This window comes from Frankia sp. CcWB2 (genome assembly GCF_977927585.1).
On record NZ_CDWRCM010000006.1, the window covers coordinates 15,057 to 25,334 of the forward strand.

At 71.3% G+C, this 10,278-nt stretch carries 8 protein-coding genes and 1 pseudogene; 3 read left to right on the plus strand and 6 right to left on the minus strand.

The genetic code is table 11. The annotated features are described in order from the left end of the window. The 5 genes and pseudogenes from ACY45C_RS01695 to ACY45C_RS01715 all read right to left on the minus strand — a co-directional run. Positions 1 to 2,416: AAA family ATPase (locus ACY45C_RS01695; RefSeq protein WP_462185916.1), on the minus strand; the 2,416-nt coding region annotated here is incomplete at its 3' end. Positions 2,417 to 2,765: 349 nt separating this feature from the next. Continuing rightward, positions 2,766 to 3,653, minus strand: a complete 888-nt coding sequence (locus ACY45C_RS01700) for an MBL fold metallo-hydrolase (RefSeq protein ID WP_462185917.1) — start codon at positions 3,651 to 3,653, stop codon at positions 2,766 to 2,768. A 2-nt stretch (positions 3,654 to 3,655) separates the two neighbouring features. Further along, positions 3,656 to 4,603, minus strand: coding sequence for an NUDIX hydrolase (locus tag ACY45C_RS01705; protein ID WP_462185918.1), 948 nt, complete (start codon positions 4,601 to 4,603; stop codon positions 3,656 to 3,658). A 115-nt stretch (positions 4,604 to 4,718) separates the two neighbouring features. Further along, positions 4,719 to 5,171 (minus strand): annotated as a pseudogene (locus ACY45C_RS01710) (RidA family protein); the annotation flags it as partial. A 1-nt stretch (position 5,172) separates the two neighbouring features. Beyond that, on the minus strand, positions 5,173 to 5,337 hold the full coding sequence (locus ACY45C_RS01715; protein ID WP_462185919.1) for a DUF4177 domain-containing protein: 165 nt from the start codon (positions 5,335 to 5,337) through the stop codon (positions 5,173 to 5,175). A 232-nt stretch (positions 5,338 to 5,569) separates the two neighbouring features. Between ACY45C_RS01715 and ACY45C_RS01720 the strand changes: the two genes are divergently transcribed. Both ACY45C_RS01720 and ACY45C_RS01725 read left to right on the plus strand, forming a co-directional pair. Next, positions 5,570 to 6,601 (plus strand): ArsA-related P-loop ATPase, encoded by a 1,032-nt coding sequence (locus ACY45C_RS01720; RefSeq protein WP_462185935.1) that lies wholly within the window; start codon positions 5,570 to 5,572, stop codon positions 6,599 to 6,601. After that, on the plus strand, positions 6,598 to 7,893 hold the full coding sequence (locus ACY45C_RS01725; RefSeq protein WP_462185920.1) for an ArsA family ATPase: 1,296 nt from the start codon (positions 6,598 to 6,600) through the stop codon (positions 7,891 to 7,893). The genes ACY45C_RS01720 and ACY45C_RS01725 overlap by 4 nt, the downstream gene beginning before the upstream one ends. 163 nt (positions 7,894 to 8,056) lie before the next feature. On the opposite strand, the gene ACY45C_RS01730 is transcribed toward ACY45C_RS01725, so the two are convergent. Further along, positions 8,057 to 8,413: a WhiB family transcriptional regulator gene (locus tag ACY45C_RS01730; RefSeq protein ID WP_462185921.1), complete on the minus strand. Its 357-nt coding sequence runs from the start codon at positions 8,411 to 8,413 to the stop codon at positions 8,057 to 8,059. 777 nt (positions 8,414 to 9,190) lie between these two features. On the opposite strand from ACY45C_RS01730, the gene ACY45C_RS01735 reads away from it, so the two are divergent. Then, positions 9,191 to 10,278: transglycosylase domain-containing protein (locus ACY45C_RS01735; RefSeq protein ID WP_462185936.1), on the plus strand; the 1,088-nt coding region annotated here is incomplete at its 3' end.

Consider the following 10,278-nt stretch of genomic DNA (forward strand, 5'->3'; position numbering starts at 1 on the left):
GCGCCGATTCCAGGGCGGTGAGCAGGCACTGCGCCGCCTCTTCGGCGCGTCCCTGCTTCTGGCGCAGCTCGCCGAGCACGGAGAAGGCGGCGGCCCGTCGGGCGGGTGCGTTGGCCCGTAGCGTGGGGCGTAGCGTGCGTTCGGCCTCGTCGAGTTGGCGCAGCGCGACCAGGGCCTCAGCGTGCAGCACGCGGGCGGCATTGTCCTCATCCGGGTCGATGATGCCGCGGCCCAGACGGCGCGCGTTGGCCAGCAGGTCGGCGGCGGCCCGATGATCGTCTCGGGCCAGCGCCTCGCGCGCCAGCCGGACATGTGCGTGGAACCCGGACATCCGGGACGACCAGGCCGGATCGGTGGCGGGAAGGTTCATCGATGCGGCCAGGTCATAGGCCCGCAGGGCGTGGTTCGCGACAAAGGTGGAGACGGCCCGCGAGCTGCCGACCATCGCCGTCACCCCCCAGCGCGCCGCCGTGGCGTGCCGGCGGGCCCGCTCGACCTTGGGCAGCCCGGCGTAGGCGGCGTCGCGGGCCATGGGATGGACGAACCGCCACCTCGTCTCCGTCGCCCGGGGCGGCCGGGCGAGCTGGCGCTCGGTCAGTACCCGCAGCGCGCGGGTGACCTCCTCGGCGGGCCGTTCGTCGACCACCGGCAGCGCCTCGGCTGGAAACCGCGGGCCGAGCACCGCCGCCGCGCGCAGCACCGCCTTGGCCACCGGGTCGAGATCGTCGATGCGGGCGGCCAGCACCGACTGCACCCCGGCGGGAAGAGTCGCCTCCGTCAGGGAGCCCTCGAGGACCCAACCCGGCCACTCCCCATTGGTTGTCTCGGCCGACTGGTGCAGCATTCCGCGGTCGATCAGCAGGTTGAGCAGCTCCACCAGGAAGAAGGGGTTGCCATGCACCCGGGAGAGCAGATCGGCCCGGCCGCGGGGCTCCAGCTGCACCCCGCCGAGATGATCCTGCAACAGGCGGCTGGAGGCCTCGAGGCTCAGCGGCTGCAGGGCGATGCGATGGATGTGGGGCAGCTCGGCGAGCCGTGGACCCGTCCGGTCCAGCAGCACAAGCAGAACCGGTCCGGACAACGCCGAGGCCAGCCGGCTCATCGCGTCGCTGAGCTGGCTGGTCGCCCATTCCAGATCGTCGATCATGACCAGGATGGGCCCGGAGGACGCGAGCGCGCCGAGGAGCAGGGCGACCGCGTCCACCGTCGCGTCGACGGACCGCTGTTCGGCCTCCGCGATGTGCGAGGCCCGGGCCGCCGGATCCCCCGGAGCCGCCGCGGTGGCGACGGCGGACCGCCGGTCGAGCGGAACGCCGAGCAGCAGCAGCAGTCGGTCGGCGATGCCGGGTGGCAGCCGGGCACCGCTGTGCGGATGCGCCAGCCCCGCCACAGTTCGCCGGACGCGGTCGGCCACCCGGTCGAGGGAGTCGCCGTCGGTCACCCCGCACGCGTTGCGAACGACGTCGACCAGGGGCGCCAGCCCGTGGCCGTCACCGTGCCGGACCGTCCGTCCCCAGAGCACCGTCGTGCCGGGGGTCCGCTCCGCCCGACAGGCGAGTTCGACGGCCAACCGGGTCTTGCCGATCCCGGCCTCCCCGGTGATCAGCGCCACCTCGGGTGACCGGTTGGTGACGACCAGGTCGAACAGATCGGTCAGCGAGGCGAGCTCGGCGTCCCGGCCGAGGAACATGGCGTCGTCGGCGAGTCCGGGGCGGGCGACGTTCGACGGGCGCAGGCTCACCAGCTCATAGGCTGGGACGGGCTCCCGCTTGCCCTTGAGGACCAGGTCGGGCAGCTCTCGCCAGGTGGCCACGGACCGGGTGGCGAGCGCGGTCTCCCGGCCGGTGTAGACGGTGCCGATCGTGGCCGCGGCCGACAACCGGGCTGCGGTGTTCACGGTATCGCCGATCACGGTGTAGGAGAGTGCGGCCTGCACCCCCGCGAGGACCTCGCCGGTGTTGACGCCCACCCGCAGGCCGAGCCGGCCGTCATCGTCACCCCCCGTGGAGGTGAGCACCAGCCGACGAACGGTCTCCTGCATCGCGGCGGCGGCCCGAACGGCACGTTCAGGGTCATCCTCATGGGCGGTGGGGGCCCCGAAGACGGCCATGATGCCGTCGCCGGTAAGGTTGTCGACGCGGCCGCCGACCTCGTCGATCTCGTGGGCGAGGGCGGCGAGGACCCGATCGGTCATCTCCCCGACGCGTTCCGGATCGCGATCCTCCGCCCAGGCGGTGAAGTCGGACAGATCACCGAACAGAACGGTGACGACCCGGCGCTCGGAAGCATCTACCGCGGGACTCTCGACCGAGGTGAACTCCAAGCCGCAGTGGTAGCAGAATCGTCCGCCCGGAACGGCCGCGGAGCTGCACCGGGGGCACCGCAGCGGGCCCGTGTGCGGAGCTGTGATCACCATGGGTGGGGCCTCCCGTCCGGGTGGCCGGTGGGTGGGGGGCCGGACCGGTCGCCCGGTTTCCGGCTGGTCGAAATCGTCATCCTGCGCACGGGCGGTTCCCTCCGTGCCAGAGTTTAGTGGCCTGGGTCTCCTTCCCCGAATCCCGTCCTGTCGGATGACCGACCGCAGCCGCGTCGATGCTGCTGCGATACCGCTGCGTGGTGCGATACCACCGCGTGGTATCGATCCGATATCTCTCGGTGGTGTCCCGATATCTCTCGGTGGTGTGAGGCGGCCGTCCGGCTACCGCTGCCACGGACGTGCCGCTCGCCATCGGCCTTCCGGCTGGCCGGCTGGCCGGCTGGGCTGATCAGGCGCCGTCGGGGTGCTCCCGCAGGTAGGTCAGCTGGGCGCGGACCGACAGTTCCGCCGCGAACCACAGGGCGCGGTCGACGTCCGCGTAGACCCGGCGGACCACGTCGGCCGCATCCGCCTCCGCGGCGTCGACCCCGGCGTCCACCAGAGCACGCCGCACCTGGTCGAGTCGGCTGTGGCGGTGAGCCAGATATCGCTCGGCCGCGTGGCCGGCCGCGGGCAGTTCGGGGCCGTGGCCGGGCAGCACGGTGGTCTCGCCGAGTTCCCGCAGCAGCCGCAGGCTGTCCAGGTAGTCGCCGAGACGGCCGTCCGGGTGGGCGACCACGGTACTGCCACGCCCGAGAATCGTGTCTCCGGTCAGCACCGCCGGACCGGGCAGGAGGCCACCGGAGGCCGGGCCCGGCTCCGGCCGGTCCCGGTAATCCGCGGGGTGCTCGTCTCCGCCGGGCGGCCCGTCTTCCCCGAGTGGTTTGTCTTCCCCGAGTAGAAAGAACGACAACGAGTCGGCGGTGTGCCCCGGAGTGGGGAGGACCCGGAGCTCGATGCCGGCCGTGGCGATCACATCGCCGGCGGTGAGCCCCTCCGATCCCAGCCGGAAGACGGGGTCGAGCGCCCGGACCGGGGCGCCGGTGAGATCGTGCAACGTGGCCGCGCCGGCACTGTGGTCGACATGGCCGTGGGTCAGCAGAATCAGGTCGACGCGGCCGGCCGCCGCGACCGCCGCCAGATGTCCGGCGTGGTCCGGGCCGGGGTCCACGACCACACACCTCTCCTCGCCGGCGGCGCGCAGGATCCAGGTGTTGGTGCCGTCGAGCGTCATCGGGCCCGGATTCGGAGCGAGAAGCACGGCGGCCAGGGGAGTGATCTGTCGAGGCGCGGCCATGGCTACTGCTGCGCCCGGTCGGCGGGGCCCGCGTCCCGCAGATCGTCGTGGTTTCCCGGGTCGTCGTATGCCTCGTCATGCGGCAGCAGGAGGCGCGCTTCGCCGCCGCTGACCAGAATCCTCGGCATGATCGGCGACAGGTCGCGGGCGTGGGCGGCGGCCAGCACCGCCGCGACGTCGTCGTATTCGGACAGTTCGGCGAGGGTGAACGCGGTGGGTGGCAGCATGTCCATCGTCCCGGCTGTATGGCGTTCGAGGGCGTCCGCGGGGCGTATCCACTGCATCCGGTCCGCCTCGCTGGAGGGCTGGCCGGGATGCTGGCCCGTGGGAAGCGCCGCGACGAAGAACCTGGTGTCGTACCGTTGCGGCTCGGTCTCGGGAGTCACCCATCTGGCCCAGGGGGCGAGGAGATCGGCCCGCAGCACGAGGGAGTATTTGCGGAGCAGGGCGCTCAGGCCGAGCTCGTGCCGTTCCAGTGCGAGGCGCTCGGCGGCCCGCAGCTGATCGCTGAGCGCCTCCGGGCCGCCGCCGAGCCGGCCGTCCTCGCCCGCCACCGCGCCGGCCAGCAGGATCCCGCATTCCTCGAAGGTCTCCCGCACGGCGGCACAGACGAGCGCGCGGGCGAGTGCGGGATCAGCGTCGAGCGCGTGCATGACCTCGGCGACCGATGGACCCGCCCAGGGCACGTCCGGCCCCATATCGGCCGGATCTACTCGTCCACCTGGGAATGCGTACATCCCACCGGCGAACGCCATGGTCGCTGCCCGGCGCAGCAGGTATGCCTCGATCCCCTGGTTACCCGGCGCGTCGCGCAGCAGCACGACCGTCGAGGCATCGCGCACCGCCGCGGGTGGCGCGGGCGGATGGCGCGCCGTCACCTCGTCGCGGCGGCCTCCGTCGGCCGGGGACCAGCGCAGCCGAGCGATCAGGGCAGCCTTGTGGTCAACCATTGCCCAGATGCTAGAGCCGTTGGTGCCGAGGCGGGGTTTGTTTGTCCCGGCGGCCGCGGCGCGCCGCCGCGATCCCGAGGCCGGCACCGGCGGGACCGCCTACTACCCCCCCGAGCACCAGTTCGATCTCGACCGGTGCGCCCAGCGGCAGCGCCGAGACACCGACGGCCGAGCGGGCATGCTGACCGGCCTCGCCGAAGACCGCCGCGAGCAGTTCACTCGCCCCGTTGACGACCGTTGGCTGGCCGGTGAAGCCGGGGGCGCTCGCGACGAATCCAACCACCTTGATGATCCGGGTGATCCCGTCGAGTCCGTCGGCCACCGACGCCGCTGCCGCCAGCGCGTTGAGCGCGGCCGTCCGGGCGAGCTCCGCGGCCTGCTCGACGGTCACCTCGGCGCCCGCGCCCACCAGGCCGGTGTGGGCCAGCCGGCCGTCCACCAGCGGGAGCTGACCGGCCGTCCAGATCAGGCCGCCCGCCCGGACCGCGGGAAGGTAGGCGCCGGCCGGGGTCGGGACCGGCGGCAGCGTCAGGCCCAGCGCCGCCAGGCGTTCGCTCGGTGCGGCCATGTCAGGACTGGCTCTTGGGACGCTTGAAGTAGGCGACGAGGCTCTCGGGGTTGGGACCGGGAACGATCTGGACCAGCTCCCAGCCGTCCTCACCCCAGTTGTCGAGAATCTGCTTGGTGGCGTGGATCAGCACCGGCGCCGTCACGTACTCCCACTTCGTCTGCATGACACCGGACCTTAGAGCATCGCGCCGACGGTTCCGGACACCCGTGTCACCGGGCCCGAGCCTTCGCCGCCACATCGTCCCGGTCACCTCTCCCCACATCCCCTACCTTGGCTCGCCCCGCGGTGCGCCGCGGGTTTTCTCCCGGCTCACCACCGTGGTGGGGACCGTGCACGCGGGTACGGTCAAGCCTGTGAACGGCGAGAACACCGTGACCGACAGCGAGAACGCTGTGATCGACAGTGAGAACACCGTGACCAAGGAAGTGAGTAGCGAGGTGGCCGGTCCATGGGACCGGCGGTTGCACATCGTTACCGGCAAGGGCGGTACCGGCAAGACGACCGTGGCCGGCGCGCTGGCCGTGGCGCTTGCGACCGATGGTCGTCGAGTCCTGCTCACCGAGGTCGAGGGCCGGCAGCAGATCGCGCAGCTGTTCGACACCCCTCCGTTGCCCTACCGGGAGCGCAAGGTGGCCAGCGCTCCCGGCGGCGGGGAGGTGTTCGCGTTGGCGATCGACGCGGACGAGGCCCTGCTGGAGTATCTAGAGATGTTCTACAACCTGCGGCGGGCCGGGATGGCCCTGGGCAGGATCGGCGCGGTGGATTTCGCCACGACCGTCGCTCCCGGGGTTCGCGACGTGCTGCTCACCGGCAAGGTCAAGGAGGCGGTCAACCGGCCCGACGCCACCCGGCCGGGAGGGCTGGCCTACGACGCGGTGGTGCTCGACGCGCCGCCCACTGGTCGGATCACCCGGTTTCTCAACGTCACCGCGGAGGTGGCGGGGCTGGCCAAGGTCGGGCCGATCCGGGCCCAGGCCGACAGCGTGATGGCCGTGCTGGCGCCCGATCGGGCCGCCGTGCATCTGGTCACCCTCCTCGAGGAGATGCCGGTGCAGGAGACGGTGGACGGCGTGGCCGAGCTGACCCGTGCTGGTCTGCCGCTCGGCGGTGTGGTGGTCAACATGACCCGCCCGCCCCTGCTGCGCGCGAAGGAGTCCCGCCTAGCCCGGCGCGGGGAGCTGGACCGGGAGGAGATTGCCGCCGGGATCAAGGAGGCTGGGATGGAGCCCACCCCTGAGCTGGTCGAGGCGCTGGCCTGGGAGGCGGCCCAGCACGCCGATCGCGTCGCGCTGGAGGCGGCTGAGCGTGCGGAGATCGCCGGGCTCGGCCGCCCCGTGTATGAGGTGCCGCTGGTCGCGGACGGCGTCGACCTCGGCACTGTCTACCGGTTCGCGGAGATGCTGCGGGCGCAGCAGATGGTGGCATGAGCTCCGCGTGCCCGACGCCCGGTGCACCACGGCGGGAACCCGGGGCGCCGTCCGCCGGGCCGTCCGCGGGGCGGCGAAGGCCGGCAGCGGGGAGCGTCCGGCAGTCGGCGGCGCGTCGCGGCGGGCCGGGAACGCGCCGGACGCGTCCGCATCCGGCCGGCGTGCCACTGCTCGACGTCGACGCGATGCTCGACACGGAACGAATCGTGGTCTGCTGTGGCTCGGGTGGGGTCGGCAAGACGACCATGGCCGCGGCGCTCGCGCTGCGGGCGGCCGAGCGCGGGCGCAACGTCGTCGTCCTGACGATCGACCCGGCGCGGCGACTCGCCCAGGCCCTAGGCCTGACCGCGCTCGACAACACCCCACGCGAGGTGGCCGGTGCCGCCGGTGGTCGCCTCGACGCGATGATGCTGGACATGAAGCGGACGTTCGACGAGATCGTCCTGGCGCACAGCACCCCCGAGCGGGCCGAGGCCCTCCTTGCCAACCCCTTCTACCAGTCGCTGTCGTCCTCCTTCGCCGGCACCCAGGAATACATGGCGATGGAGAAGCTCGGCCAGCTCGACGCCACCGGCACGTGGGATCTGATCGTGGTCGACACGCCCCCGACCCGGTCGGCACTGGACTTCCTCGATGCTCCGACGAGGCTCGGGGCCTTCCTCGACGGAAGGCTGCTACGACTGTTGCTCGCGCCGGCGAAGGCCGGCGGGCGGGCGTACGTGAAGGTGCTCGGCGCCGGCCTCGGCATGTTCACTCGAGTCCTCACCAAGGTGCTCGGCGCCCAACTGCTGACCGACGTCAGCCAGTTCGTGGCGGCACTGGAGACGATGTTCGGTGGCTTCCGGGCGAGGGCGGAGGAGACCTACCGCCTGCTCGGCGATCCCGGCACCTCGTTCATCGTGGTCGCCGCGCCCGAGGCCGCGGCGCTACGGGAGGCGTCCTACTTCGTCGATCGGCTCGACGCGGAGGGGATGCCCCTCGCCGGACTGGTCGTGAACCGGATGCACCACAGCGATGCCGAGGCGCTCAACGTCGAGCGCAGCCTCGCCGCCGCCGAGAACCTCGAGGAGCACGGGGAGCATCCGCTTGCCGCCGCGGTGCTGCGCATCCACGCCGATCGGGTCCGGCTAGCGAGCCGGGAGGCGCGGCTGCGGGAGCGGTTCACCAGCGCCCATCCCGACACCCCGATGGTGGAGGTGGAGGCGTTGTCGGAAGACGTGCACGATCTCGTCGGACTGCGGGAGATCGGCGATGCGCTCGCGCGTGACGAACGGCTGGATCGGACCGCTTGATCAGCTTGATCATCCTGATCGGCGAGCCCCGGTTCATCCGGGCGAGAGAACGCGGTTGACAGCGGATGTGTGTGATCCCGGACCGGGACGACGTTGTCCTCGGGCGGGAATAGCCGGCGAAGGATCCGATCGGCCTTGGGGGACTGGTCGGACCACCGCTGAATCAGCCGGCGGAGGCCGATCTGTGATCGGCCTGGGCGTCCGTGAGCAGCTTCCGCCAGGACGTGACGTCCGGGCGGCGACGTAGCAGCGCGCGACGCTCCCGTTCGGTCATGCCCCCCCAGACGCCGAACTCGACGTGGTTGTCGAGAGCGTCCGCGAGGCACTCGGTGCGGACGGCGCAGCCGAAGCACCGGGTCTTCACCCGGTTCTGGGCGGCGCCCTGGACGAACAGCTCATCCGGGTCGAGGTCGCGACAGGCGGCGTGGGCCGTCCAGTCGCCGTCGACGGTGGAACCCACGAGATGGGTCGTGTTGGCACGGCGTGGCGTGCTGACGGTGGGGGTCAGGCTTCTGGTCATGCCACCTGCCTTTCTTCTCGAGTCCGGGTCAGGGGCCCGTGCGGGTGGTGACGTGGCGTTGCCCCGAAACCGTACGGAGTGGCGTGGCCACGGCACAGACCCCACACGGGTGGTTGTCCAAATGACTAGTCCGGGCCATTGATCCGGATCGCCATGGTAGTGCTGTCTGTGACTTCCGCATGTCTGTTGCGTGACAATGAGGTATCGGCTCGGAGGTGGTGCGGGTTCTTCATCGCTTCGTTTCCGTTTTGACGAGATTGCCCCACTGTGGGACAGAAATCACGATGACGCCTAAAAGTAGAGGTGTGGAGCGTGGACGGCGGGGCAGCCGGTGCGGAGGTTGTCACGGTCCTCCGGGGCGCGCCCGGGACCGGCAGGGTCGCCGGCCGGGGCTGGAACTGCGACGTCCCAGCTCACGGCATTATCGGCTGCGATGGGCCGCCGCCTTGCGGTGTTCGTGGAAATCGGGGCGGCGGGGGTGGCGCTTGTTGATCGAATGTTGGCCCGTATGCTCCGACGGGTGGCCCAGCCTGGCTGGACGGAGGTCCCTGGATGACCGCGCCCCCTGGGCACCCCACGCCCGGTCGTGGGCGGTTCGAGGATTCCGCCCGCGATCGTGTACCGGGGCGCCGGTACGAGCCTGACGAACTCCGCTTCGGCGACGTCGACCAGCCCGCGCCTCGTCCCATCGCATCATCGGCCCGCCGGCTGGGGTTCGTGGCCACGCGGCTGCTCGGCGCCGGTGTGATCAGCGTGGTGGCGGGCGTGCTCGTCGGCATGCTGGCCCTGCCGGTGGTGGGGGCGGCCGGACTGACCGTCAAGGGCGGCACGGACGACTTCCTCGACCTGCCGGCCAACCTGGCTGTCCCCCCGCTGGCCCAGGCGTCGCGCGTCCTCGACGCGCGGGGGAACGTCCTCGCCGTGCTGCGCGGGGAGCAGGACCGCGAGGTCGTGTCCCTGGGCCGCGTTCCGCCGGTGATGCGTCAGGCGATCATCGACATCGAGGATTCCCGGTTCTACGAGCACGACGGGCTGGATTACAAGAGTCTCGTCCGGGCGTATCTCACCAACCGGGAGAACGGCGAGGTCACCCAGGGCGGCTCGACCCTGACCCAGCAGTACGTCAAGAACGTTCTTCTGATGTCCGCGACGACGGCCGAGGCGAAGGAGGCCGCGACCGAGCAGACCGTCCAGCGCAAGCTTCGGGAAGCGCGTTATGCGCTGTACCTCGAAGCCCATCTGAGTAAGGACGAGATCCTCGAGCGTTATCTCAACATCGCCTACTTCGGCGATGGCGCGTACGGCGTCCAGGTAGCCGCGCAGCACTACTTCAACGTCGACGTCGACAAGCTCACCCTGCCGCAGGCGGCGCTGCTGGCCGGCCTGGTGAAAAACCCGACCGCCTTCAACCCGGTGATGCATCCGCAGGCGGCGCGGGAACGGCGCAACGTGGTCCTCGACCGCATGTTCGAACTTCATCACATCGACGCGGCGGCCTTTCACCAGGCGCACGACGGCGAGGTGGTGCTCAACCGGCCGCCCCACTCGGCCGATCCCTGCGCCGACTCGGTCGCGCCGTTCTTCTGCGCCCTCGTGCGCCAGCGGCTGCTGAACGACAGATCCTTCGCCCCGACGGAGGAGGACGCGCGCAGACTGCTGTTCGAGGGCGGCCTCACGATCAGAACGACGCTGGACCCGGTGGCGCAACAGGCGGCGCAGTCGGCCGCGACCGAGGTCATCCCGATCGGGAACCGGGTGGCGGCGAGCGTCGCGATGGTGCAGCCGAACACCGGCCAGGTGCTCGCCCTGGCGATCAACCGGGTCTACGGCCCGGCGGCGGACGGACAGCCCGCCGCTCTGTCCAC

Coding starts and splice junctions, on each gene's coding strand:
- ACY45C_RS01700 (WP_462185917.1), bottom strand. CDS start 3,653: ATGGCCGCGCCTCGACAGATCACTCCCCTGGCCGCCGTGCTTCTCGCT.
- ACY45C_RS01705 (WP_462185918.1), bottom strand. CDS start 4,603: ATGGTTGACCACAAGGCTGCCCTGATCGCTCGGCTGCGCTGGTCCCCG.
- ACY45C_RS01715 (WP_462185919.1), bottom strand. CDS start 5,337: ATGCAGACGAAGTGGGAGTACGTGACGGCGCCGGTGCTGATCCACGCC.
- ACY45C_RS01725 (WP_462185920.1), top strand. CDS start 6,598: ATGAGCTCCGCGTGCCCGACGCCCGGTGCACCACGGCGGGAACCCGGG.
- ACY45C_RS01730 (WP_462185921.1), bottom strand. CDS start 8,413: ATGACCAGAAGCCTGACCCCCACCGTCAGCACGCCACGCCGTGCCAAC.